Consider the following 24178-nt stretch of genomic DNA (forward strand, 5'->3'; position numbering starts at 1 on the left):
CAACCGATTCACCCAAGGAGCCTGAAGTGAACGCTACCGACACCCTGGACCCCGCGTCCGCCGAAGAACAGCGCATCATGTCGAAGATGGCGCGGCGCCTGCTGCCCATCCTCGTCGTGATGTTCCTGATCGCGTTCATCGACCGGCAGAACGTCGGTTTCGCGAAACTGCAGATGGTGCACAGCCTCGGCATGACGGAAGCCGCGTTCGGGCTCGCGTCGTCGCTGTTCTTCATCGGCTACCTGCTGTTCGAGGTGCCGAGCACCCTCGCGCTGCATCGTTACGGCGCGCGCGTGTGGCTCGCGCGGATCATGCTGACGTGGGGGCTCATCACGGTGCTGATGGGCTTCACGACGTCGATGCCCGCGTTCTGCTCGCTGCGCTTCCTGCTCGGCATCGCCGAGGCCGGCTTCTATCCGGGCGTGATTTATTACCTGACGCTGTGGTTTCCGCAGAGCTACCGCGCGAAGGTGCTCGGCATCTTCACGCTCGGCAGCGCGCTCGCGAACATGCTCGGCTCGCTGGTCGGCGGCCTGCTGCTGAGCCTGAACGGCGTGTGGGGGCTCGCGGGCTGGCAGTGGGTGTTCGTCGCGACGGGCATTCCGGCCGTGATCGTCGCGATCGTCGTGTTCCGCGTGCTGCCCGCGTCGTTCCGAGAAGCGCCGTTCCTCGACGAGCGCGAGAAGCAGATCGTCGCGGTCGCGCTGGAGCGCGAGAAGCCGGCGCAGGCCGAGCACGGCCAGCCGTGGAAGGCGCTGCTCGATCCGCGCGTGATGCTGTTCGCGGCGACCTACATGCTGATGTCGACGTCGCTGTACGGCGTCACGTTCTGGCTGCCGACGCTCGTGAAATCGTTCGGCGTGTCGAGCACCACGAACGGCTTCCTGAGCATGCTGCCGTGGGCGCTCGCGGTGGTGCTGCTGGTGTGGCTGCCGGCGAAGCTGCGTCGCGCGAAGAGCATCCTGCGCACGATCGCGATCGTCGCGGCGCTCGGCGCGCTCGGCTTCCTGCTGAGCCTCGTGCTGCCGTCGACCGCGCTGCGCTTCATCGCGCTCGTGCTGGGCGGCGCGTGCATCCCGCTGCTGTATCCGTGCTTCTGGTCGATGCCGCCGCGTTACTTCACCGGCGCGCGGGCGGCCGCAAGCGTCGCGGCGATCAACTCGATCGGCAACCTGGGCGGCTTCTTCAGCCAGAACCTGATGCCGTTCGCGGGCAAGGTGACGGGCACCGCGTTCGGGCCGATGATCGTGCCGATCGTGTGCCTCGCGCTGCTCGGCGTCGGCGCGCTGGTCGCGTGGACGCGCTCGGAGCGGGGGATGGTGGCGGTGCGGGCGTGATGGCGTGCGGGTTCGACGGCAAGTACTCGAGCGCGCTACCATGCGGTGCACATGCGACGGATGGAGCGGGCAATGAAGAAAGTGACGGCGATGGAGATGTCTTGCGACGGCGATGAGCGCCGCCGCATGCAGCGCGAGTTTGTCGCGCACGGCCTGGCATCGCGTGATGAAGCACGGCTGACCGGCGAGTATATCGATGCGGCAAACGTGCGCGCGGAACTCGAGCGCATGCTCGAAGCGGCGCGTTCGACGAAGGCGGTCGACTAAGTCATCGTCGTGCGGCGGCTTCCACCGCCCTCCATCTAGCCCCGCGAACTCCCGTGCCCGCCATGCGCGAGCGCCGCGGACACCGGAACCCGCGGAATCTCGACCTCGACCGTCGTGCCTTCGCCGAGCGTCGTCGCGATCCGCAGCGTGCCGCCGACCAGATACGCACGCTCGCGCAACCCCACCAGCCCGAACGAAGCCGACTTGCGCGGCACCGCGGGATCGAAGCCCGCGCCGTCGTCGCGTATCGTCAGCGTGATCGCTTCGCTGCCGCACACGAGCTCGACGTCCGCGTGCGACGCGGCCGCGTGCCGGGCGACGTTCGCGAGCGCTTCCTGCGCGATGCGGAACACGGCCGTCGCATACGGCTCGTCGAGTTGCAGTTCGGGCGGCTCGACGTGCAGCGAACAGGCGATCCCGTGACGGTGCCGGAAATCCTCCACGAGCCATTGCATCGCCGCCGCGAAGCCGAGATCGTCCAGCATCAGCGGGCGCAGGTCCGACGCGATGCGGCGCGTCGCGGCCACCGCGCCGCGCGCGAGCGCATGCATCGCCGCGATCTTGCGTGCGAGCGATGCGTCGTCCTGCGGCACGCGGTCGATCAGCCATTCGAGATCGTTCTTCAGCGCCGCGAGCGACTGCGCGAGTTCGTCGTGCAGCTCGCGCGCGATGCGGCGCTGCTCGGCTTCGCGCGCGCTGGCGCTGATCGCGGCGATCTCGCGCAGCTCCTCGCGCGACGCCTGCAACGCTCGCTCCGCGCGCACGCGCTCCTCGACTTCGCGCCGCAGGTCGCGGTTCGACGCGCTCAGCTGCGCGGTGCGCGCGGCGACGCGCTGTTCGAGCCGTTCGTTCGCATCGTTCAACTGCGCGCTTTTCTGCACGACGAGCAGATGCTGGAAGCGTGCGCCGGCCAGCGCGCGCACCGTCTGCGCGTGCAGCCGGCCGTTCTCGAACAGCATCGCGAACAGCACGACGCCCGACGCGACGAGGCCGTACGCGCGCCCGGCGTAGAAGCCGAGATCGAAGCGCCCGTGGTTCAGCATCGACGACAGCGCGATGTCGAACAGCCACGCGACGAGCACCGTCATCACCCACAGGTCGAGCACCGAATGGCGGCGCCGCTGCCGCCACATCAGCATCAGCGCGACGAGATTCAACCCCCAGACGACGGTGATCGCTTTCGTCATCGTCGCGGTCATCCGGTTGCCGCTCATGATGCGCGGCAGCAGGTCGTGGCCGGCGGTCGCGAGCAGCGCGAGCGCGATCGTCGCGCCGATCGCGGCGGCGATGCAGAGGCCGACCGGAATCGCCGCGCGGCGCTGCGGGGCCGGAGCCGGCGCCGGACGCCCGCGCGACGTCGCGCGCAGCAGCGCGCACGCGGCGACCGACAGCGGAAAGCCGCCATGCCAGAACAGGTATAGCCATGCGGTGGTCTGTTCGCCGGCGCCGAGCAGGCCGGTCCGCGCGAACAGCCCGGGGAAGGTCAGCATGTGCGTGCCGGCCATGAACGCCGTGAACAGGTAGCCGCCCGCCAGCACGAGCAGCGGCTTCTCGCGCAGGATCGCATACTGACCGAGCAGCAGGCCGGCCGTCACCATGTCGTTGACGACGATCGCCGACTGGTACACGGGGATGAACGCCCAGCCCGGCGCGAGCGGCATGGCCGCGAACGGCGCGAGCGCCGCGAAGATCACGGCCGACACGAGTACCGTCGCGAGCGCGAGCCGCCGTTCGCGCCGGCCCGGCGGCAGCGATGACATGAAGAGGCGCGACGTATCCGGATCGTCGTTGTCCGGCGGCGGCGACGGCGACGGCGGCGGCGCGGACGGGAAGCGGAAGGCGGCCATCATGCGTCGTCGGCCCCGAGGTCGAGATCGTGGCGCACCGTGTAGCGGACCAGTGCGGCTTCGTGCGGCAGCCCCATCTTCTCGAGGATCCGCGTCTTGTACGTGCTGACCGTCTTCGCGCTTAGTGCGAGTTCGGACGCGATCCGCGTGACGGTCTGACCGGCGACGATGCGGCGCATCACGTCGAACTCGCGCGCGGACAGTCGCTCGTGCGGCAGCGCCTGAGCCGGTGCGCGCAGCGTGTGCGCGAGGCTTTCCGCCGCGGACGGGCTCACGTAGACGCCGCCCGCCGCCACCTTGCCGACGGCCTCGACGAGTTCGGCAGTCGCACTGTCCTTCGTCAGGTAGCCGGTGGCGCCGGCCTTGAACGCGCGCGCCGCGTACTGCGCTTCCGCGTGCATCGTCAACACGAGCGTGCGCAGCGACGGCGCCTGGCGCTTGACCAGCCGGATCAGCTCGATGCCGGTCGGCGCGGGCATCGACAGGTCGAGCAGCAGCACGTCGGCGGCCATGCGTTCGGCCAGCGCGAGCGTGCCCGAGCCGTCGCTCGCCTCGCCGACGATCTCGAAACCGCCGGCCATCTCCAGAATGTGACGCAGTCCGTCCCGCATGACTGCGTGATCGTCAGCCAGAATTACCCTGATCATCTTCCAGCGGTCCTCTTCGGGATGACGCCGCGCGTTGCCGTCGTGGCTGTCCGGTTGTCGCCGCGGCCGTTCTTCTGACCAATATATGCCCCCGGACCCGAAAACGGTACTCGTTCGCGAAATTTTCAAGGGGGTTGATCGCGGAATGCGCACTGCGACGAAATAATCTACCGGCACGTATCGTGCGCAGCGCATGCGAATCAGGGTATTCCCGAATGAGCGTTGCACCGGACGCGGGTCGGCGCGGCATCGCCGGGCTCGCCCCGCGAACCGCTCCGATTCGGGACTAAACTGGTGCCCGATGCCATCTGCGCGAACCGAGGAGTCCTGCAATGATCGAGCTGGCCGATATCCTGCCGTCCGCCCTGCCTGCCGCCGTTGCCTGGGCCGAAGCGGAGGCGGCCCGCGGGCTCGCGCAGGGCGCGCCGCTGACGCCCGCGCAAGCCGACGACGCGCGCACGGTAGGCGTCGCGCAGCCGGACCGGATTCGCGTGGTGGCGGTCGAGCGCATGCCGTTTCCGGACACGCCGACGCTTGCCGCGATCGCCCGCGACACGGGGCTGCTGTCGCCCGGGACGATCGGCCTCACGCTCGGTCATGCGGTGTACGTGCTGCGCGGGCAGGACACGCGCCGGCTGCTGACTCACGAGTTCCGTCACGTGCATCAATATGAGGCCGCCGGCTCCATCGGCGCGTTTCTTGCGCGCTATCTGCACGAGATCGCGACGGTCGGCTACCACGACGCACCGCTCGAGGCCGACGCGCGGCAACACGAATTCGATTGACCCCTGACCTCGACACCGGCGCGAGCGTGCGCATGTCGCGATGAACGTATCCAATGCCCCTCCCGGCCCGCTGTTCGCGCATCGGGCCGCACCGTTCGGGAGTGTGCGATGAGCGACACGATCCATGCGTGGATCGGCGCGATCGGCGCGCATCCGCTGCTCGTGCTGGCGATCGTGTTCGTGGCCGCGTGCGCCGAGGCGATCGCGCTGATCGGCACGGTCGTGCCGGCCGGCGCCGTGATGTTCGCGGCCGGCGCGCTGATCGGCGCGGGCGCGCTCGACGCATGGGCGACGATCGGCGTCGCGGCCGTCGGCGCGGTGATCGGCGACGGGATCAGCTACGAACTCGGACGACGTTACCGCGGGATGATCCGCACTGCGTGGGCGCGCTTCGGCTCGGCGAACGCATACGCGCGCGGCGAGGAATTCGTGCTGCGTCACGGCATGAAGAGCATCGTGCTCGCGCGCTTTCTCGCGCCCGTGCGTGCGGTCGTGCCGGTCGTCGTCGGCTGCGCGACGCTGCCGCGCCGGTCGTTCTATCCGGTCAACGTGATCTCGGCGCTCGTGTGGGCGCCCGTGCACGTCGCGCCCGGCATCCTGTTCGGCGCGTCGGCCGCGCTGGCCGCGGCGATCAGCGTGCGAGTCGCCGCGATCCTGCTGGTCGTGGCCGCGCTGGTCGCCCTCGTGTGGATCGGCGTGCGCGTCGCGCTGCGGCGCGGCTGGCCGTTGTTGTGCTGTGCGCTCGCCGAAGCGGTGCACGCGTGCGTGCGCCGCTGGCCGCGGTTCGGCGCGCGGTTGCACGACGGGATCGCCTACCTGCGCGGGCTGCCGGGCGCGGTGCCCGTACTCGCGCTGTTGTTCATCGGCTGCGTGTGGCTGTTCGCGGGGATCGTGCGGGACGTCGTTGCGAACGATCCGCTGATGCACGCGGACATCGCGCTGTACGCCTTCCTGCAGCACCTGCGCACGCCGCCCGCCGACGCCGCGATGAGCGCGCTCGCCGTGCTGCACGGACACGACACGGGGCTGATCGTCGCGGCCGCGTTTCTCGTCTGGCTGATGATCCATCGCTGCTGGCTGACGGCCGCATGGTGGCTCGCGACGATCGGCGTCGCCGTCGTGCTCGTGCCGGTGTTCGGCGCGGGCACGCCCGGCGCGACGCCTGCGAGCCTGCCGCCTGGCGCGCTGCACGTGCCGCTGCCCGACGGCGACGCCGCCTTCGCGATCCTCGCGAGCAGCGGCCTCGGCTGGGTACTGACGCGCGACCGGCTCGCGCTGTGGCGCATTCCGGTTGTGACGGCGGTCGTGCTGTGGATCGTGCTCGGCGGCTTCGCGCGGCTGTATGTCGGCGATACCTGGTTGTCGGGGCTGCTGGGCGGATGGAGCCTCGGCCTCGCATGGTTCGCATTGCTTGCCGGCGCCTATGCGTACTGGCGCGTGCGCGAGCATGTGCAGCCGCGCGGCGCGCTCGTCGCGGTCGTCGTCGTGCTCGCGACGGCCGGCGTATGGACGGTGCCCGCGCAATGGCAGCTCGATCGCGCGGCGCGTCCGCATGTCGGCGACGTGGTCGCGATGACCGTCGACCAATGGTTGCGCGGCGGCTGGCAGCGCGTACCGACGCGGCGCACCGAGACCGGCGGCGACCGCGAGGAATATCTGCCGCTGCAATGGAGCGCGACGTCGGACACGCTCGACCGCCATCTTGCACAGGCCGGCTGGCAGCGCGCGACGCCGTGGTCGCCGGCCACCGCGCTGCGCTGGCTATTGCCGCAGGCGCCCGCCGATACGCTGCCCGTGCTGCCGCGCTATACGCATGGCGAGAGCACGCGGCGCGTGTTCGTCCGCGTCGATCCGGCCCACCCGGAAAGCCGCTTCGTGCTGCGGCTGTGGCGTTATCCGTACGTGTTGCAGGATGCGCTCGGCATGCGGCCGCTGTGGTATGGCGCGCTGTATCGCGAAACGCTGCGCCGGCCGGCGCGGCTGATGACGATCGTGCACACGACGACGATCGACGATGCGACGACGATCGCGCACGCGTTGGCGGTCGAGCCGACGATCGCGCATCCGCCGGCGGGGATGACGGCCGCGCCGGATCAGATGCTGCTGGTGTGGATGGTTCAGCCGTGAGGGGGCGTTCAGGTTTGCGGGCCAGTAGACGGAAGACCGGAAAGGTCGCCGGCTTCGATGACCGCTTGCAGTGCGAGGAGGGCCGCGGCGTGATTGTCGGGATCGCCGAGCGATTCAGCCGCAGCCTTCAAATAGGCGGCTGCAAGCCCGGGGTCGGTGCGTAGTTCGACGATTTCCGCGTCGTGATGCGATACAGCGCCTTTGGATGGGTTCATGGTCGCTTCGTTGATTTATGGGTTGGGACAGGGCTAGTGAATGGCCTTGGATGTCGGCGTCACGCGGGGATCGTCGCACAAGCGCTCGCACCCTCCGTCGCATATCGGGACCAGCGTCACGGCAATCTGATTGAGCGAAAGGCGCCCGTCGTTGTCGACGTCCGAGTGCTTGATGGTCCTTGTATCTACCCAGATGTTCTGTTCACCGATGCCCAACTGAATAAGGTAGGTTTTCAGGGCAACGGCGCGCCGGTGAGCGAGGGCGGCCGGATCGCGTTCCCCGACGTAACCTCCTGCGTAGACGATCCCGCGTATGCCGACGTTTGGCCAGCTGCGGGCTTCCAGAACCATTTCAGCGATCCGTATCCGTGCCTTGTTGGGGATGTCGGTGGAGTTCAGCGGCAACGTATCCGCCATGTCCGTCGAAATCGTGCAAGCGTGGGCGAGCGGTGTTGCGACGAATATCGAAAGCGCGAACAGGTGCGCGAAGAGAATGGGGCGCATCACGCGAGTTCCTTATCCGTCGAAGCCGACATAGCACGCAAGACTGTCAGCGTTGCGAATTGCTTTGTCGGGATTGGATTGTGCCCAGAAGGTCAAACCGATTGACACGCCATACATTTCGTCGGTGGAGTCGAACACATCCGCGAAATGCGTGCATTCGTGAATGAGTGTGAGTAGTTGGCATCCTCGCCAGCGTTGCGCCGGCGGCGATGTGCAAAAATGCGAATAGATCGCGATGATACGCTTCTCGGAATCGGGCTTGCATACTGCGGCATCCGTGTGGCCGTTGTCCGGGAAGACGGTGCACGTGATGTTTCGTTGTTTCTGCTGATCCCATCTGATGACGTTCTCCGGTTTGAGCGATTGCATGACGTCCAACAGCTTTGGCATTCCGAGCCGCAGGGTATCGCGTGCGATGTCGTCGCTTCGGCCGAACCACTTCCGTGCGCGCGACTGCTCGGCATCGTCCCATCGCGCCAGCCCGGCAACGCGATCCTGAATCAAAGGAATGGCCATGTCGCGAAGTCGGACGATCGACGCCCGGAATGTTTTGTTCGACACGTTTTGGCATATCGGTGTCAGGTCCAGTTCGATATCCCGGATCGAGTCCGCTGTCGTATTCGTGGCAACGGTGCCGGCCGATTCCCATCCGTCGTCGGGCAGCGGACCGGTGTTTCTATTGCACATTGGTTAGGTCCCCCGATATATCTCGATGTCGATTACGTCGTGACCGGATGTCTCGACCCGGCATGTCAGACCTTTTTCATCGGTCCGTCCCTCGACGAGCCGACCTGAAGAGTCCGTGATTCGATAACGGATGTCGGCGAGCGGCCATCCGGAAAACCGATCGATCAGCCGGATCTGCTCGTCGTGAACTGCCGGTGCGGGCGTTGCGGAGCACCGATGGAAGGGACTCGATTCCGCGAGCGGCGTGTTTCCCGACGACTTTAGAAATATCCCGGGGTTGGGGCCTGCAATGACGCGATTTTTCATGCATGGACACGCTACCCGGTCACCGTCGACCACTACGTTTCGGCCGATTTCCGACATGCCCTCTCCGGATCCGATAATTTCGAAGGTGCCCTCGCAATTTCCGCATGTCGCTTTTTCGCCGCTCAATGCGACACGTTTTCCTTTGTCGTAGATCGTCGAAGAAATTGCGATGACGAAGCCGCGCGTTGTTGTCGGATCGTTATCCCGGACAGCCGCTTTTCTCACTGGAGTTCCCCGCTTTGCTAGTGTTTGTTGTCGCATGTTCGACGCCGCCCCATGGTTGCCGAGAATTGACGGCAGCGAGCGCTGACGTCGAACCGGGCAGATGGGGCGAGCCACTGCTACTTGGCCATTCAGCAGTTTTCTCCATCAATTTGGGATGCTGATGATAAGGCAGGGAGATCGCGAAATGTCGTGTTATTGAGACAGGGTGGCGGTAGATTGTTGCGGATTGTCAGAGTGATATGTGAAGCATGAATGGCGTGCGGTGGCATGGATTCAGTCGGTTCAGATTGAGACGAAGCAGCGCTCGCGAATCGGCCAATGCAGACATGTCTGCGTGGTCCGACCCGTCCCGACGCAAACCTTGCGAGCGTGCGCAACGCGCCCCGCACCGAGCGCAGATAAAACGCCTGCAGATGAAACACATGGCGGTGCACCGCGCGTCGGAAAACAGCACGCCATGTCTGACAGCATGGACAAGAATCGACGGCACGCCGCGCGGCCCGGGTTCATCAACCCGCCGAGTTTCGGCCAGGGGGCCAATCGCTGATACGGCACGCCGCCGGCCGCGTACTGCAGTGCGGCGACGCGACGCGAGCGGGCGACCGTCGATGAATCGCGGTACGATCGCTCGTTCCCCCGTCTGGCCTGCCGACATCACCTCACGAGAGACCCGCATGATCACGATTCGCCCGATGACCAACGACGATTTCGCGCGCTTCTGGCCGACCTACCGCGCGATCGTCGCTGCTCAGGAAACCTATGCATTCGATCCCGAGCCGACCCAGGAAGCGGCGCGCGCACAGTGGCTCGACGCGCCGCTCTGCACGTGGATCGCCGAAGAGGACGGCGTGGTGCTCGGCTCGTATTTCCTGAAGGCGAACGCGGCCGGGCCCGGCAAGCACGTGAGCAACTGCGGCTACATGGTGAGCGAGGCCGCGCGCGGACGCGGCGTTGCGCGCCTGATGTGCGAACACTCGCAGAAGGTGGCGCGCGAGCGCGGTTTCCTCGCGATGCAGTTCAATTCGGTGGTCGCGACGAACGAGGTCGCGGTCGCGCTGTGGCAGAAGCTGGGATTCGAGATCGTCGGCCGGGTGCCGCGCGCATACCGTCACGCGCGGCTCGGCTTCGTCGACTGCTTCGTGATGTTCAAGTGGCTCGGCGACGCGGCGGCCGCCGAAGCCTGAGCAACCTGCTCGCTGCGTCAGACGGCGAACGCGCCGTCGAACACGATCCGTTCGTCGAGCGCGAGCGTGCCGCGCGCGAAGATCAGGTCGAGATGGTGGCTGCCGTTTTCGCCGCCGCCGAGGCCGAGATGCAGGCCCGGATGGCGTTCCTCGAACCCCGCGTTGCGGCCGTACAGGCCGCGAATGCCGAGGTTCGTGCCGATGCCGAATTCCTCGATCCGCCGGTGATTCGCGTGCCGGTCGAGATAGGTCGTGAAATCGCGCCGGAAGCCCGCATCGTCGGTGTCGAAATCGACGATCGTGCTGTGCTCGACATGCAGCGTCGCGAGCCGCTCGGCCACCTTGTACTTGATCGCGAACGGCACGGTGCCGAGAAACGTGCCGCTGAACACGACGGTGCCGTTCAGGTCCGTCACGTGCGTCGCGATCTCGCCGGGCACGACGTCGAGGTTGCCCATGCCGTCCACGCTCGTCCATTTCTGGTCCGGCGCGAGCGAGCCCGTCAGCGTGTTGCCGGCTTCGTCGATGAAGCGGATCTGCGACGCGCGTGCGGCGGCCTCGATCAGCCGGCCGTTGCGCGCGGCGATGTCGTCGAGCGATTCGGCGAACGCCTCGTCGAGGTGCGGGCCGTAATCCTTGAATAAAACCGATTTGCCCCAGTGTTCGACGATCGCGGGGCGGATCGCGGCGAGAAACGGCGGCCCGCTCGGCGACGGCGTCGGCAGGCACGACGAGTCGTACAGCAGCACGAACAGGTCGGCGTCGTCGAGTGCGGCGGCGATATCGGCGGGTGCGGTGCTTTCGAGGCAGAGGGTGGTCGCGTCGATCGAATCGGGCAGGGCGGAAAAGGCGCGCAACGCGGTGTCGCGGTTGCGGGTGTCATAGCCGACCAGCAGTTTTCCCGATTCGCCGCGTGCCAGCTTGTCGCGCAGCGCCGGGTGAAAACCGAGCGCGCGGTGCAGGTTCAGCATGCGTATCTCCGGAAGCGGCGGAAGGGCCGAAACCCTTCCGCGAGAACGGGTGGCCCGCTCAGACCGGCCAGAGCGCGGTGCCGAACGGCACCACGGCGTCCTCGACCATCATGTCGACGGCCTCGGGGTGCGTGTCTTCCTGCATCCAGTCAAGCAATTCGATTTGCTGGGTTTCCTGCATGTCAATTCTCCTGTGGTGAACATGAGTGATTCAACATGAAAGCGCGGCAAAAACATGGCCGCTCCTCGTTCGGAATTTTGTGAATACCGGTCGAGTGGAGTCGATATTAATCTGACGAATTTACGAATGCAATGCGTCTCATTGTTTTTAGCCAAGACGTGCTAAACACGGGGAGTTTGCGATCCACATATTGGAAAGCGTGGATAAACGAGTGACAGATCGCACGTCATTTTTTAGAAAATTGAATCGCGGGCAATGGAATAAATTCGGTTATTTTTAATTTGAATTCAATTGAACGGATTGATGCGTTTTCTGTCATTCACGAAAAACGCGAGCGCGATCGCCCGGCGCTCGAACCGGTCTGCCGATTTCACGCGGCACGCGGTCGGTCCACATCCGCACGTCATCCGAGCAGCGCCTTTCCGATCGCCTTCGTCGGTTCCGAGCGCAGCACCAATGAAGTCGTGACCGCGCCGAAGCGGGCAATCGCGTCGATCAGGGTTTCGAGCTGGCCCGGCGTCGGCACCAGCACCTTCAGCAGAAAGCAGTCCTCGCCGGTCATGCGGTGGACTTCGATGACATGCGGCATCTCGGCAAACGTGCGCAGCGCCGGCTGGATGTGCTCGTGCGTGGTTTTGAGCCGGATGATGGCCATCATGCCCAACCCCAGCGCCGCGGGATCGATCCGCGCGCCGTAGCCGGCGATGATCCCGCGTTCTTCCAGCCGCTTCACGCGCTCCGACGTGGCGGGCTGCGACAGCCCGATGCGCCTGCCGACTTCCGACAGCGGCGTCCGCGCGTTGTCCTGCAGCGCTTCGAGGATCGCAAGATCCAGGCGATCCAGTGCTTCTTCCGGCATGACGGTCCTCCGGTACCGTTGATTCATCGGCATTTTGTCCCAATAACCGATGACTTGCCATTCCATGCCGACTGATGCGTGGTCACACTCTGGGCTTTCGTCGATGGAGGGAGTGATGGATCGAGCGATCGTGATCGTGCCGGGTATCGGCAATTCGGGACCGGATCATTGGCAGAGCCACTGGGAGGCGGCGTTGCCCGGCGCCGCGCGCATCGCGCCGGCTTCATGGGATGCGCCCGACCTGGCCGACTGGACGGCGGCGCTGGACGAGGCCGTCGCGAACGCCGGGGTGCCTCCGCTCGTGGTGTGTCATTCGCTGGGTTGTCTGTTGTTCGCGCATTGGCATGCCGTGTCGGCTCGGGCGGTGCGCGGCGCGTTTCTCGTGGCCGTGCCCGACCCGGCAGGGCCGCGCTTTCCCGTTGCCGCCGCCGCGTTCGCGAACCTGCCGACCGGTGGGTTCGGGCGCGTGCCTGTGCTGGCGATCGCGAGCGAGGACGATCCGTACGATCCGTCGGGGCGCGCGCTCGAATGGGCAACGGAACAGGGTGCGACGCCGCTTCTGCTCGGCGCGCGCGGCCACCTGAACGCGGCGTCCGGGCTGGCTGGATGGCCCGAAGGGCGCGCACTGCTGGCGGCGTTTGCGGCCGGACTCGGGCGATAGCGCGTGCCCGCGCCGGCTGGTTTCCCGCGGTGTCCGGCCGTCGTGTCGGGGGAGCGGGAACCGGGCGCGGCGGCCGTCGCGGTTGTGCCGCTGCCGCGCGTGCCGATTTCGTGGCGGCTCCAGTATGATCGAGCGACGGCGGCGCAAGCCCCGGAATCGAACAACGAAGGAGACACCCCGATGCGTGCAGTGCCGCAACCGGAGCGTGACGGTCGCTTGCGGCCGGACGCCGGCGCCACCGATCCCGGCCGCATGGCCGCGTGGCGGCTCGCGATCTGCCTGTCGCTCGGCAGCGCGATCGCGCTCGGCCTCGCACGCTTTTCGTATGCGTTGCTGCTGCCGCCGATGAAGGCCGATCTCGGCTGGACGTTCGCGCAGGCCGGCGCGCTGAATACGGCGAACGCGGCCGGCTACCTGATCGGCGCGCTTGCATTCCCGCTGCTGTCGCGGCGCGGGCGCGCGGGCACGCTGCTCGCGGCCGGCTGCGTGCTGACCGCCGTGCTGATGGCCGCGGGCGGGCTCACGTCGGACATGCACGCGTTGCTCGCGCAGCGGCTGGCGACGGGTGTCGGCAGCGCGTTGATCTTCATCAGCGGCGGCGTACTGGCCGCGCGGCTCGCCTCCGCGTCGCCGCGCGATGCGGGGCTGCTGCTCGGCCTTTACTACGGCGGCACCGGATGGGGCATCGTCGCGTCGTCGCTGCTCGTGCCGGCCACGCTCGTGTCACGCGCGCACGGCTGGCAGCCCGCGTGGTTCGCACTCGCGACGGCGTGCGTGCTGTTCTCGGCAGTCGCCGTGTCAGCCGCGCGCCGCATCGAGCATGCCCATGCGGCACCGGCCACGCGGGCCGACGGTGCGAAACCGGCGGCTGCCGCGAGCCCGGCCCGCTTCGCACTCGCGCTGGCCGGCTACGCGCTGTTCGGCGTCGGCTATATCGGCTACATGACGTTCATCGTCGCGCTGCTGCGCGGCGCGGGGATGAGCGGCTCGGTCGTCGCCGCGTTCTACGTGATGCTCGGCGTCGCGACCGTCGTGTCGGCGCGGCTGTGGTCGGGGCTGCTCGACCGGATGCGCGGGGGCCAGGCGCTCGCGGTGCTCAACGCGCTGCTCGGCGTCGCGACGCTGATGCCCGCGCTGTTCGTGCATCCGGCCGCCGCATTCGCATCGGGCTTGCTGTTCGGCGCGACGTTCCTGTCGGCGGTCGCGTCGACGACGGCCTTCGTGCGGCACAACCTGCCGCCCGACGGATGGGCGAAGGGGATCAGCGCCTTCACGACGGTCTTCGCGTTCGGGCAGATCGCGGGGCCGGTCGCGATCGGCTGGGTGTCGGACAGCGCGGGGCTCGCACGCGGGCTCGTGTATTCGGCGCTCACGCTGTTCGCGGGCGCGGCATTCGCGGCCGGGCAGCGCGCGCTGCGCAGCACGTCCGCGTAGTCAAGCACTCGTCACCGCACGCACGCGGTGCGCGACACGCGATGAAACGCGCGGCTGAAGTAGATCAGGCTGTCGCCGTCGTCGCGCACGCGAATCGACGTCGCCTCGATGAACATCACCGAATGCGAGCCGACTTCCTTCATCTCGGCGATCGTGCCCTGCAGGCTCGCGAGCGCATCGCGCAGCACCGGCACGTCCCGTTCGCCGCGATCCCACACGGGCAGCTCGAAGCGTTGTTCCATCGGCAGGTCGGTGAGCCCCGCGAAGTGTCGCGCGAGCAGCTCGTGCTCGGCCGGCAGCACGTTGATGCAGACCTGACGGTTGCGCTCGAAGGTCGCATGCATCGCGCTCGACCGGTTCAGGCACACGAGCAGCGTCGGCGGCGCGTCGGTGACCGAGCACACGGCGCTCGCGGTGATCCCGCAACGGCCGTGCGGCCCCGCGGTGGTGATCACGTTGACGGCCGCGCCGAGATGGGCCATCGCCTGGCGGAAGGCCTTTTGCGCGTCGGTCGGTTCGACGCGCGCCGGTTGCGGGATATCGGTCGTGGAAGACATGGGCGCTCCTGGTTGGACGAAAGCGGCGATCGCGGGCGCTGCCGATGCAGCATCGCTTGGCCGACGATGATCCAAGCGTACGCCGCGAAAATCTGGCCGACCATTCGCACGATTGACGATCGGGATGGCGTTCCTGCCAACGTATCTAAAGGTTCTACCTAGATGCGCGCCATCGCGCGCGAAAAAAACCGCGATTGCGCGTTCGTGCGGCTGGTGAAGGGGTTTGCAGCGGATTTTCGGCTCGTTATGATGTGCCGCACACCCCAGCGAACGACGCTCGCGACACGCCGGCCACCGGCGTTGCGCGCGGCGCGTGCGATACCGATACCGATATTCAGCGAGACCCCCGCGATGACGTCACCCGCACCGATCGTATACATCGTCGACGACGACGGCGGCATGCGGACGTCGCTCGCGTGGTTGCTCGAATCGGTCGGCATCGCGTCCGAAGGATTCGCGAACGCGGCCGATTTTCTCGCGCGCTTCGACGTGAACCTGCCTGCGTGCCTCGTGCTCGACGTGCGGATGCCGGAGAAAAGCGGCTTCGACGTGCAGGCCGAACTGAATGCGCGCGGCGCGACGCTGCCGGTGATCTTCGTCAGCGGGCACGGCGACATTCCGATGTCGGTGCGCGCACTGCAGAACGGTGCGATCGATTTCGTCGAGAAGCCGTACAACTCGCAGCAGATGCTCGAGCGCGTGCAGCGTGCGCTGCGGCTCGCGCAGCAGCGGCATGCGGTGAGCCAGCGCCACCGTGAGCTGCGCCAGCGGCTCGACGCGCTGACCGCGCGCGAGAAGGAAGTGCTGCGCGGCGTCGTGGACGGCAAGGGCAGCAAGCAGATCGCGTCGGACCTGTCGATCAGCGTGAAGACCGTCGACGTGCATCGCGCGAGCATCAAGGAGAAGCTCGGCGCGACGTCGATCGCCGCGCTCGTGCGCGACGTGATGGTCGTGTGGGGCGACGATGGGGAGGCGTCTCGATAGCGGTTGGGGCTGTGCGCGGATCGGCTTGTGCATCCGGGCCACGAGAAGCATGCAACGCACGCGACGCAGCCGACGCGCACGCACACCGCGCACACGCACCGCGCGCCCGATGCGTGCGTACCGTTCAGCGCATGTACAACCCGCCGTTGATGTCCCAGCATGCGCCGTTCGCGAAATGCGCGTCGCCCGACGCGAGCAGCACGGCCGCATCCGCGACGAAACCGGCCGATCCGAGCTTGCCGCCCGGCAGGCTCGCGAGCACCTGACGCAGCTTTTCGGGCGCGACGCTTTCATACACGATCGGCAGATCGAGCGGGCCCGGCGAGATCGCGTTGACGGTTACGCCCTGCGCGGCGAGATCGCGGGCGAACACCTTGGTCAGTGTCAGCGTGCCGCCTTTCGCGGCCGCATAGTGCGCGCCCGTCGCCGAGCCGCCGTTCTGCCCGGCGAGCGACGCGATGTTGACGATGCGGCCCGCGCCGCGCTGCGCGAAGTACTGGCCGAACACCTGGCAGCCGAACAGCACGCTGCGCAGGTTCACGTCGATCACCTGGTCGAACTGCTCGGCCGTGATCTCCATCGCCGGCACGACCTTCGATGCGCCCGCGTTGTTGACGAGCACGTCGATCGTGCCCCAGCGCGCGACGAGCGCATCGCGCGCGGCTTCGAAATCGCGTTTCGACGTGACGTCGAGCGGCAGCGCGATCGCGCGTTCGCCGCTCGGGTCGAGCTCGCGCGCATGCGCGTGAATCGCGTCGGCGGCGATGTCGGCCAGCGCGACGCGATAGCCGGCCGCATGGAAGCGTGCGGCGATGACGGCACCGAGCCCGCGCGCGGCGCCGGTGACGAGAGCGACTCGATCTGACATGGTGTGGAATTCCGTGGTTCGCGGGCGCACGTGGGTGGCAGCGGCGCCCGTATCGTGGTTCATGCGGCCAATGCCGCCTCGAAGTGTGCCGCGATCGCGCAGACCCGTTCGTCCGCGCCCTTGCGTCCGACGATCTGCAAACCGGCTTTCAACGGCGAACCGGCGAGCGGCAGCGGCACGCTGAGCGCAGGATGGCCGCTCAGGTTGAACGGCCGGATCAGCGACGACATCGCGATTACCGAGACGCCGTCGCGTGCCTGCTGCAGCGTGATCGGCAACGCGGGCAGCGTCGGCAGCACCAGCACGTCCGCGTGTTCGAGCGCGGCATCGACCTGCGCGGTGAAGCGTGCGCGCACGGCTTCGGCTTCCGCGAGCGCGGCCGGTGTCGTGGTCGCGGCCGTGCGCAGTCGCGCGTCGAGATCGGCGCCGAGCTTGCCCGTTTCGACCAGATGACCGAATGCGCGCGACGTTTCCGCATTGATCACGGTGAGCCCGGCCGCGAACGCCGCCGGCATTGCATCGAGCACGACCGTATGCGAACGCAGGTCCGACGCGCGAACGGCCGCATCGAGCGCGGCCGCGATCGCCGGATCGGCGTCGACGACGAGTTGCGCGATCGTGCAGCCTTCAACGGAGGCGGTCGCCTGCGCACGATCGAAGCCCGGTGCGATCGCGGCCATCACCGCGACGAGCGTGCGGATCTCGCGCGCGAACGGCCCGACGCAATCGAGCGTGGTGTCCGCGGGTGCGACGCCGCGCCGCGACACGCGGCCGAACGTCGGTTTCAGCCCGGCGACGCCGCAGCACGCGGCCGGCCCGCGAATCGAGCCGCCGGTATCGGTGCCGAGCGCCGCGTCGACGGCGCCGAGCCCGACGAGCGACGCGGAGCCGCTCGACGAGCCGCCCGGAATGCGCGTGGCGTCCTGCGGATTGACGGGCGTGCCCGTGTAGTCGTTGATGCCGGTCATGCCGAATGCGAGCTCGTGCATGTTCGCCTTGCCGGCGATCTGCCAGCCGGCGTCGAGCAGCAGGCGGACCACGTCCGCGTGTCGTACGGCCGGCGGCGCATCGGCGAGCGCGCGGCTCGCCGCGCGGGTCGGATGGCCCGCGATGTCGATCGTGTCCTTGATCGCGATCGTCGGGCCGGGGCCGCCGAGCGTGAAGGTGTCGATGAAGCCTGTCATGGTGCGATGGCGTGCGAATACGGTGGAAGGGTTCAGGACCGTGGCGCGGCGGCGAGCGGCCACGGGCCGTCGAGCACGCGTTCGGTGCGGAAATGGCGGATCAGCCAGGCGGCGCCGTCGGTGGCCGGCGCGAAATCGATCGTCAGCCGCGCGGCGATCAGCTCGGCCGAATCGTCTGCGTAGCGCGACGCCTGGAGCATGATCCAGCGGCCGCGTGCGCTTGCATGGTCGACACCGATCTCGATCGACTCCGACGTCAGGAAGTGCAGGTTCGCCGAGAAATGCGGATCGGGCGGAAGATAGCGGCCGAGCATCGCGACGATCGCGGCCGGGCCTTCGAGACGGCCGAACTTCCGCGCGTACCGCGGGCCGATGCCTTCCCACACGGCGTCGGACGTGAACAGTTCGGCCAGCGACGGGCCTTCGCCCGCATCTTCGGGTACGTCGCACAGCGCCATGTAGCGCGTGATCGTCGCGCGCACCGCGCGCTCGGCGTCGAGCGCCGCGACGCGCTGTGCGAGCGCGTCGATCGCGGCCGGAGACAGATCGGTCATCGCGCGCCTCACGCCGCGGGCTTCGCGGCCGGCGGCACGGTCAGCGCGCGGCCGACGCGTGCCTCGATCTTGCCGTAGCGCCACAGGTTGTATTCGCCGACGGGCGTCGTGCGGTACAGGTTGCACACGGCGACCGTCGTGTCGAAATCGGCGACGTCGGCCATGATGTAGAAGGTCCACGGTGCGCCGTCGGCCTGGCCGACCACGAGGCGATCGTCGTCCATCACGCCGAGCACGCGCACGCCGGGCATCGCTTCGACGGCCGCGAGCATCGCGCCGTACGCCTGCCACACTTCGCCGATCTTCTCGCGCGGCAGGTCGAAGAAATTCTGCGACACGCCGCAGCAGAACAGCACGCGCAGCGGCAACGGATTCGAATCGGACATAGTGGGTTCTCCAGAGGAATCGGTCGGGCGCATGAGCCGGCCGGCGACGGTGCGGTGGCTTCATGCGCGTTCATCGAAAGTGTCGGGCGATGCAGGTTACAGATAGCCGGGAAACGGCGTGACGCCGGTGAAGACCGCGCCCGCGCCGTCGAAGTTGCCTTCGGCGAGGAACGCGTGCTGCGTGACGACCATCGCATCGCGCAGCAGCCGCTGCAGCGGATGCGACCGGTAGATCGCGGCCGTGCCGCCGAGGCGGTACGCGCGTTCGACGACGCTCGCGCCTTCGCGGGCGATCTGCGTGGCCGCGAGCCGCAGCAGGCTGACCTGGTCGGGCGTCACCGGGTTGCCCGCGAGAATCGATTGCCACACCGAATCGGTCGCATCGTAGAAAAACGCGCGCGCCGAGCGCAGTTGCGCCTCGGCCTTCGCGAGCTCGATGCGGAAATACGCGCGATCGGCGAGACGCGGCGCGCCGGTCGTCGTCTGGCGGCCGCCCGACATGCGGTTCACGACGTCGAGCGCCGCGCGCGCGAGGCCGAGGTTGACGACCGCCAGCACCTGCGCCGCATACGCGACGGTCGGATAGCGGTACAGCGGCTCGTCGACGGTCGCTTCGCCGCCGCGCACGAAGGTCCACGCCTCCGGCACGAAGCGGTCGTTCACGCGCAGGTCGTGGCTGCCGGTGCCCTGCATGCCGACCACGCTCCAGTTCTCGACGATCTCGACGTCCGCGGCGCGGAACACGGCGGTGCGCGGCTTGTTCGGCGCGGCGTCCTGCGCGCCCGGCACGGCGATGCCGACGCCGAGCCAGTCGGCGCCCTTGCAGCCGCTCGCGAATTTCCACGTGCCGTTCACGCGCCAGCCGCCCGGCGCGGCCTGCGCGGGCTGCACCGGGAACAGGCCGCCCGCGAACACCTGGTCGGGGCCGCTCGCGTACAGCTCGGCCTGCGTGTCGAGCGGCAGCGCGGCGAGATAGACGTTCGCGGAGCCAAAGCTCGCGACCCACGCGGCCGAGCCGTCGGCGGTCGCGATCCGTTCGATCATGTCGAGGAACGCGGTCGGCGCGAGCGCATCGCCGCCGAAGCGGCGCGGCGTGCCCGCGCGATAGATGCCGGCCTGCTTGAACAGCGCGATCACGTCGCGCGGTACGTGCGACAGCCGGTCGAATTCGTCGCGGCGCGCGGCGACGGTTTCGATCACCGCGTCGAGCGGCGACAACGGCGCGGCCGCGGGACGGGCCGCGGGCGGCGAGGTCGGCGCGGATTCGATGGCGAGGGCGGCTTGCGGCATGAAAGTCTCCTGGGGATGGGGCGATTCCGGGCATTCGCATGTGCGTTTCATATGCAAACAGACCCTAGTCTAGAAACGCCGAAAACACGCAGCAATTGGTGCGTTGGGCCGCGCGACTGGTGACGCTCCGTGCCGGCCTAAAGAAATCTTCAGATGCGATCGGCGCGCGCCGGTGCTATGTTGGGTTTCCGGCCGCGCGATGTCGCGCGCCTTCCTCCGAATCCGATCATGAGTTTTCCCGACGAAGACGATTTCCACCGGCTGCTCGACGCGCTGACCACCTGCGTGCTGCTGCACGACGCGCGCACCCGGGCGATCGTGTGGGCGAATCGCGCCGCGTGCATCGCGCTCGGCTTTTCCGTCGAGGAATTGCTGCCGCTGAAGGCGCCGGACATGACGCGCCCCGAGCCGAAGTACCGGCGCGAGATCGCGGTGAGCGCATGGGATCGTGCGCTCGTCGACGGCCCGCAGGTGTACGAATGGTGCTATCGCTCGCGCACGGGGGTCGACATGCTGTCCGAGGCCACCGCGACCTACGTGCCGCTGCGCGGGCGCGACGTCGTGATGGTGCAGTTCCGCGACATCAGCGCGGAAGAGGCGGTGCGCCAGCAGTTGCGCCGCTACGAGGCGCGGCTGCGCGAGTTCATGCAGGATCTCGACGAAGGGATCGCGGTCGTGACGCCGCACGGCGGCGTGCAGTTCATCAGCGAGTCGGGCCGCCGCGTGCTCGGGCTTGCGCCCGACGAGCCGCTCGGCGAGGTACTCGACTACTGCTCGGCGGCCGATCGCGACCGGCTCGTCGCGCAGTTGCGCGACGCGCCGTCCGCATGCCCGTCCGCGCCGCAGCGCTACCGGATCGTGCGGCGCGACGGCTCCGCCCGCTGGCTGCGCATCCTGTGCCGGCAGGTCGAGATCGAAGGCGATCTCGACGGGCTGCTCGTGCAGTTTCGCGACGTGAGCGACGAAGTCGCGATCGAGGACGCGCGGCGCGCCGAGGCGCGGATGCTCGAATACGCGGGCCGCTACAACGCGATGGGCGAGATGGCGACCGTGATCGCGCACGAACTGAGCCAGCCGCTCGCGGCCGTGCGCAATTTCATCGAAGGCGCGGTGCGGCGGCTGAACGGCAACGGCGCCGTCGACGACGCGATCTGGGGGCTGCGCAGCGCGGATCGGCAGGCCGAGCATGCGGCGCTGATCATCAAGAGCGTGCGCGAATTCATCGTGAAGCGCGAGCCGGTCGTCGCGCGGGCCGACCTGCGCGACATTCTCGCGGACGTCGCGTACTTCATCGAGCTGCGCGCGAAGGAGGCCGGCGTGACGGTCGCGATCGTGCAGGCCGACGCGCCGCTGCCGATCCACTGCGAGCGCGTGCTGCTCGGGCAGGTGATCCTGAATCTCGCGTTCAATGCGATCGAGGCGTTCGCTAGTTGCGAGCGCGCGCCGCGCACGCTGACGCTCGGCACCGCGAACGTGGCCGGCCATGCGGAGTTGCGTGCGATCGACAATGGCCCGGGCATCGAGGCCGGCGCGCACGACCGGCTGTTCGACGGCTTCTCGTCGTCGAAGGCCGGCGGCAACGGAATCGGGTTGTCGCTGTGCAAGAGCATCGTCACACGCCACGGCGGGCGGATCGCCGCGAGCCCGGCAGCGGGCGGCGGGCTCGACTGCCGCGTGACGCTGCCGCTCGCCGACGGGTGAGCGCAACCGTGTCGGCGCGTGGCGGCGGGGCGGCGACGCGCGGTGCATGATCAGCGCCCCAGCGCCCGCGCGGTCTGGCCGCCAATGCCGAAGTCGGTGTTCGGAATGTCCTTGATGATCACGCGCGTCGCCTGCAGCGGCGCGTCGAGCACGTTCGCGCCCGCATCGGACAGCGCGGCGATCAGCGCGCGCTTCTGTGCGTCGGTGCGCCCGGCGATCAGGATCGCGACGATCACCGGCAACGACGGCGGCGCGCCGTCCGCGGCGCTGCGGCCGCCGAGGCCGATATGCGTCGCGGGTAGCTCGGTGAGTAGCACGCGCACCGATTCGATCGGTGCGCCGATCGCGTCGACGGTCGCGTGGCTGAGTCGCGCGATCAGTTCGGCCTTGCGCGCATCGTCGTGGCCGGCCGGCAGGAAAACTTCGAGTGTGGGCATGGTCGTCCGGAAAGGTGAAGGTGACTGGCTCACCGTTGCGCGAGTGACGGCGAACCGGCAGCCGCTCACAGGTGAAGGTGCCCGGTTCACCATTGCGCTGGCGACGGTGAACCGGCCGCGGCTTACAGCAGGAAGCCGATCGCGCTGAGCGCTTCGGTCGAGTCGATCAGGCGCACGATCTTTTCGGCGATCCGCATCTCGCCTTCGGCATCGACGTGCAGCTTGTGCGTGACGTCGGCCGCGAACAGCGTCGCGACGCCGCGCTTGTATGCGACCACGACCTGCGCCGATTTCAGCTCGACGGTATCGGCGCTGCCGCTTTCCAGCGTGAAGCGCGACACGGTGCGCACCGTGCGCGCCGCGTCGGCGGCCGACGCCGAATAGCCGGACACCATCCGCTGCACGCGCTTCTCGCGCATGTCCTGGTCGTCGAACACGTAGTTCAGCGCCGCCGCGAAGTCGGTCGTGTCCGGATCGATCGGCACCACGTAGTGGCCGGCCGGGTCCCACAGGTCGAGCCACGCGCGATAGTCGCGGCGGTCGAGCATCTCGGCTTCGCGCCACACGAATTCGACCGCGCGGGCGAAGGTCTGCTCGGAAAAGAGGGCGTTGCGGTCGTCCATCACTGTTGCTCCATCATCTTGCGCCATTGCTGGTAGGCCTCGCGCATGCCGGTTTCGTCGGTCGCATGCGCGGTCTTTTCGCCGTTCGCGGCGGTCGTCTCGCGGTTCAGCCCGCGATTCACGAGGATCGGCACGTCGGGCCCCGCCTGCGCGCCGCGCTGCACGCGCTCCCACGCTTCCGCATCGTCGGGGCTGCCGAAGCCGAATGGGCCCTGGAAGTGCTCGTGGATGCGCAGCCGCTCGCGGTTCGCTTCGTCGGGGCCGCCGTCCATTGCGAGCGCGACGTGGCGGATCTCGGTTTCGTTCGCGGAGATCGGCCGCAGCACGCGGAAGAACGCCATCGACAGCGCGAGGTTCGGGAACAGGTTCAGGTTGAAGCCGACGCCCATCAGCGAGCGCACGATGCGGCGCACCTCGTCGGGCGTGTGGCGCTCGGCGAGTTTCGCCGCGAGCGGCGCGAAGCGTTCGGCCAGCGGTGCGCCGTCGTCTTCGTCGAGATCGATCAGTTCGGGCATCAGCACCGCGAGGCTGTGGCCGTTGCCGAGCGCGCGGCAGAACGCGTCTTCGCTCGTCATGAAGCTCGTGATCGCGGCGGCCGTCTCGTCGTCGATCGACTTCATCCACGACTTGTGTACGACCGGGAAGTGATAAAGGTCGGTGGTGTTCTCGAGCTGGATCTTCCAGTTGCCCTTGAACTTGAACTTGTGCTCGCCGTTCGTCTTGATCGGGTAGCCGGCGCCCTGTTTCATGAACAGGTCGATCCACGGCTTCGCGCCGCCGAGGAAATCCTCGAGCGGCTCGATATCATCGTTGAAGCTCGCGAAGATCAACCCTTGGTACACGCCGACGCGCAGCTTCACGAGCGGCAGGTCGCCTTTTTCGCACACGCCTTCGTAGCCGTCGCCGTACGGCAGCGCGCGCAGCGTGCCGTCGAGCGCGTACGACCAGCTGTGATACGGGCACGTGAAGCCCTTCGCGTTGCCCTTGTGCGATTCGCACACGGTCGCGCCGCGATGGCGGCAGCGGTTCTGCAGCACGTTGATTTCGCCGGTCTTGTCGCGCACGACGATCACCGGCTGGCGGCCGATCGTCGTCGTGATGAAGTCGCCCGGGTTCGGCAGTTCGCTGTCGTGCGCGACCCAGATCCAGGTGCGGTAGAAGATGCGGTCGAGCTCGGCTTCGAACAGCGCGGGATCGTGATACATCGCGGGCGCGATGCGGTCGGGCTGCGCGAGACCGTGCAACGCGCGGGTGTCGATCGTCTGGTAGGGAATGTCGCTCATCGTCGTCGTGGGGAAAGAGTCGCGAAAATCGGGCCGCGCTGGGCGCAGCGTCCGGAGACCAGTCTCGTCTTCTG

Annotated in this window: 26 protein-coding genes and 1 pseudogene; 9 read left to right on the top strand and 18 right to left on the bottom strand. The window is 67.9% G+C overall.

Annotation, left to right across the window (positions count from 1 at the left end; translation table 11 throughout):
- Positions 1-26: 26 nt before the first annotated feature.
- A complete protein-coding gene (locus HWX55_RS14605; RefSeq protein ID WP_175976205.1) occupies positions 27-1337 on the top strand; it encodes an MFS transporter in 1311 nt (436 codons plus the stop codon).
- Positions 1338-1388: 51 nt separating this feature from the next.
- A complete protein-coding gene (locus HWX55_RS14610) occupies positions 1389-1604 on the top strand; it encodes a hypothetical protein (protein ID WP_244140573.1) in 216 nt (71 codons plus the stop codon).
- Between the two features lie 35 nt (positions 1605-1639).
- Here the strand turns inward: HWX55_RS14610 and HWX55_RS14615 are convergent, their stop codons facing one another.
- Both HWX55_RS14615 and HWX55_RS14620 read right to left on the bottom strand, forming a co-directional pair.
- Entirely contained in the window at positions 1640-3454 is a 1815-nt protein-coding gene (locus HWX55_RS14615) for a sensor histidine kinase (protein ID WP_175976206.1), read from the bottom strand.
- On the bottom strand, positions 3451-4098 hold the full coding sequence (locus tag HWX55_RS14620; protein WP_050014388.1) for a response regulator transcription factor: 648 nt from the start codon (positions 4096-4098) through the stop codon (positions 3451-3453). The genes HWX55_RS14615 and HWX55_RS14620 overlap by 4 nt, the downstream gene beginning before the upstream one ends.
- 332 nt (positions 4099-4430) lie before the next feature.
- Here HWX55_RS14620 and HWX55_RS14625 point away from each other — a divergent pair, with 332 nt between their 5' ends.
- The gene (locus HWX55_RS14625) at positions 4431-4883 is read left to right on the top strand and encodes a hypothetical protein (RefSeq protein ID WP_175976207.1); all 453 of its coding nucleotides are present in this window, start codon (positions 4431-4433) and stop codon (positions 4881-4883) included.
- Positions 4884-4991: 108 nt separating this feature from the next.
- Positions 4992-7010 (top strand): LssY C-terminal domain-containing protein, encoded by a 2019-nt coding sequence (locus tag HWX55_RS14630; RefSeq protein ID WP_175976208.1) that lies wholly within the window; start codon positions 4992-4994, stop codon positions 7008-7010.
- Positions 7011-7060: 50 nt separating this feature from the next.
- Here the strand turns inward: HWX55_RS14630 and HWX55_RS14635 are convergent.
- From HWX55_RS14635 to HWX55_RS14650, 4 genes and pseudogenes are all read right to left on the bottom strand, one after another.
- Positions 7061-7225: pseudogene (locus HWX55_RS14635) on the bottom strand (transcriptional regulator); the annotation flags it as partial.
- Positions 7226-7258: 33 nt separating this feature from the next.
- On the bottom strand, positions 7259-7729 hold the full coding sequence (locus tag HWX55_RS14640; protein ID WP_175976210.1) for a hypothetical protein: 471 nt from the start codon (positions 7727-7729) through the stop codon (positions 7259-7261).
- Positions 7730-7741: 12 nt separating this feature from the next.
- Positions 7742-8416 carry a M35 family metallo-endopeptidase gene (locus HWX55_RS14645; protein ID WP_175976211.1) on the bottom strand — a complete coding sequence of 225 codons (675 nt, stop codon included), beginning with the start codon at positions 8414-8416 and terminating at the stop codon, positions 7742-7744.
- A gap of 3 nt (positions 8417-8419) precedes the next feature.
- The gene (locus tag HWX55_RS14650; protein ID WP_244140574.1) at positions 8420-8983 is read right to left on the bottom strand and encodes a PAAR domain-containing protein; all 564 of its coding nucleotides are present in this window, start codon (positions 8981-8983) and stop codon (positions 8420-8422) included.
- A gap of 638 nt (positions 8984-9621) precedes the next feature.
- On the opposite strand from HWX55_RS14650, the gene HWX55_RS14655 reads away from it, so the two are divergent.
- Positions 9622-10131, top strand: coding sequence for an N-acetyltransferase (locus HWX55_RS14655; RefSeq protein ID WP_175976212.1), 510 nt, complete (start codon positions 9622-9624; stop codon positions 10129-10131).
- A gap of 17 nt (positions 10132-10148) precedes the next feature.
- Here HWX55_RS14655 and HWX55_RS14660 read toward each other — a convergent pair whose 3' ends face one another.
- From HWX55_RS14660 to HWX55_RS14665, 3 genes are all read right to left on the bottom strand, one after another.
- On the bottom strand, positions 10149-11102 hold the full coding sequence (locus HWX55_RS14660) for a leucyl aminopeptidase (protein WP_175976213.1): 954 nt from the start codon (positions 11100-11102) through the stop codon (positions 10149-10151).
- 58 nt (positions 11103-11160) lie between these two features.
- The gene (locus HWX55_RS36335) at positions 11161-11283 is read right to left on the bottom strand and encodes a hypothetical protein (RefSeq protein ID WP_006479692.1); all 123 of its coding nucleotides are present in this window, start codon (positions 11281-11283) and stop codon (positions 11161-11163) included.
- A gap of 403 nt (positions 11284-11686) precedes the next feature.
- Positions 11687-12142 (bottom strand): Lrp/AsnC family transcriptional regulator, encoded by a 456-nt coding sequence (locus HWX55_RS14665; protein WP_175976319.1) that lies wholly within the window; start codon positions 12140-12142, stop codon positions 11687-11689.
- 115 nt (positions 12143-12257) lie between these two features.
- On the opposite strand from HWX55_RS14665, the gene HWX55_RS14670 reads away from it, so the two are divergent.
- Together HWX55_RS14670 and HWX55_RS14675 are read left to right on the top strand one after the other, a co-directional pair.
- Positions 12258-12803 carry an alpha/beta hydrolase gene (locus tag HWX55_RS14670; RefSeq protein ID WP_175976214.1) on the top strand — a complete coding sequence of 182 codons (546 nt, stop codon included), beginning with the start codon at positions 12258-12260 and terminating at the stop codon, positions 12801-12803.
- 180 nt (positions 12804-12983) lie between these two features.
- Entirely contained in the window at positions 12984-14237 is a 1254-nt protein-coding gene (locus HWX55_RS14675; RefSeq protein ID WP_175976215.1) for a YbfB/YjiJ family MFS transporter, read from the top strand.
- Positions 14238-14248: 11 nt separating this feature from the next.
- On the opposite strand, the gene hpaC is transcribed toward HWX55_RS14675, so the two are convergent.
- Entirely contained in the window at positions 14249-14794 is a 546-nt protein-coding gene (gene hpaC, locus HWX55_RS14680; RefSeq protein WP_175976216.1) for a 4-hydroxyphenylacetate 3-monooxygenase, reductase component, read from the bottom strand.
- A gap of 351 nt (positions 14795-15145) precedes the next feature.
- On the opposite strand from hpaC, the gene HWX55_RS14685 reads away from it, so the two are divergent.
- Complete coding sequence (locus HWX55_RS14685; protein WP_050014407.1) at positions 15146-15778, top strand: response regulator; 633 nt, start codon at positions 15146-15148, stop codon at positions 15776-15778.
- A gap of 124 nt (positions 15779-15902) precedes the next feature.
- On the opposite strand, the gene HWX55_RS14690 is transcribed toward HWX55_RS14685, so the two are convergent.
- The 5 genes from HWX55_RS14690 to HWX55_RS14710 form a co-directional block, all read right to left on the bottom strand.
- Positions 15903-16646: an SDR family oxidoreductase gene (locus tag HWX55_RS14690; RefSeq protein WP_175976217.1), complete on the bottom strand. Its 744-nt coding sequence runs from the start codon at positions 16644-16646 to the stop codon at positions 15903-15905.
- A 59-nt stretch (positions 16647-16705) separates the two neighbouring features.
- Positions 16706-17830, bottom strand: a complete 1125-nt coding sequence (locus HWX55_RS14695; RefSeq protein WP_175976218.1) for an amidase — start codon at positions 17828-17830, stop codon at positions 16706-16708.
- Between the two features lie 32 nt (positions 17831-17862).
- Positions 17863-18384, bottom strand: a complete 522-nt coding sequence (locus HWX55_RS14700; RefSeq protein ID WP_175976219.1) for a nuclear transport factor 2 family protein — start codon at positions 18382-18384, stop codon at positions 17863-17865.
- A gap of 8 nt (positions 18385-18392) precedes the next feature.
- Complete coding sequence (locus HWX55_RS14705; protein ID WP_011356094.1) at positions 18393-18770, bottom strand: hypothetical protein; 378 nt, start codon at positions 18768-18770, stop codon at positions 18393-18395.
- A 96-nt stretch (positions 18771-18866) separates the two neighbouring features.
- Positions 18867-20060 carry an acyl-CoA dehydrogenase family protein gene (locus HWX55_RS14710; RefSeq protein WP_089489036.1) on the bottom strand — a complete coding sequence of 398 codons (1194 nt, stop codon included), beginning with the start codon at positions 20058-20060 and terminating at the stop codon, positions 18867-18869.
- 153 nt (positions 20061-20213) lie between these two features.
- Between HWX55_RS14710 and HWX55_RS14715 the strand changes: the two genes are divergently transcribed.
- Positions 20214-21761, top strand: a complete 1548-nt coding sequence (locus tag HWX55_RS14715; protein WP_175976220.1) for an ATP-binding protein — start codon at positions 20214-20216, stop codon at positions 21759-21761.
- A gap of 50 nt (positions 21762-21811) precedes the next feature.
- Here the strand turns inward: HWX55_RS14715 and HWX55_RS14720 are convergent, their stop codons facing one another.
- From HWX55_RS14720 to HWX55_RS14730, 3 genes are all read right to left on the bottom strand, one after another.
- On the bottom strand, positions 21812-22198 hold the full coding sequence (locus HWX55_RS14720; protein WP_175683286.1) for a tautomerase family protein: 387 nt from the start codon (positions 22196-22198) through the stop codon (positions 21812-21814).
- A 122-nt stretch (positions 22199-22320) separates the two neighbouring features.
- Positions 22321-22824, bottom strand: a complete 504-nt coding sequence (locus tag HWX55_RS14725) for an aromatic-ring-hydroxylating dioxygenase subunit beta (RefSeq protein WP_175976221.1) — start codon at positions 22822-22824, stop codon at positions 22321-22323.
- Positions 22821-24104 carry an aromatic ring-hydroxylating dioxygenase subunit alpha gene (locus HWX55_RS14730; protein WP_175976222.1) on the bottom strand — a complete coding sequence of 428 codons (1284 nt, stop codon included), beginning with the start codon at positions 24102-24104 and terminating at the stop codon, positions 22821-22823. Before HWX55_RS14730 ends, HWX55_RS14725 begins: the two co-directional genes overlap by 4 nt.
- Between the last annotated feature and the right edge of the window lie 74 nt (positions 24105-24178).

Source organism: Burkholderia sp. BCC1047 (assembly GCF_902833155.1).
GTDB classification, from domain to species: Bacteria; Pseudomonadota; Gammaproteobacteria; order Burkholderiales; family Burkholderiaceae; genus Burkholderia; species Burkholderia sola.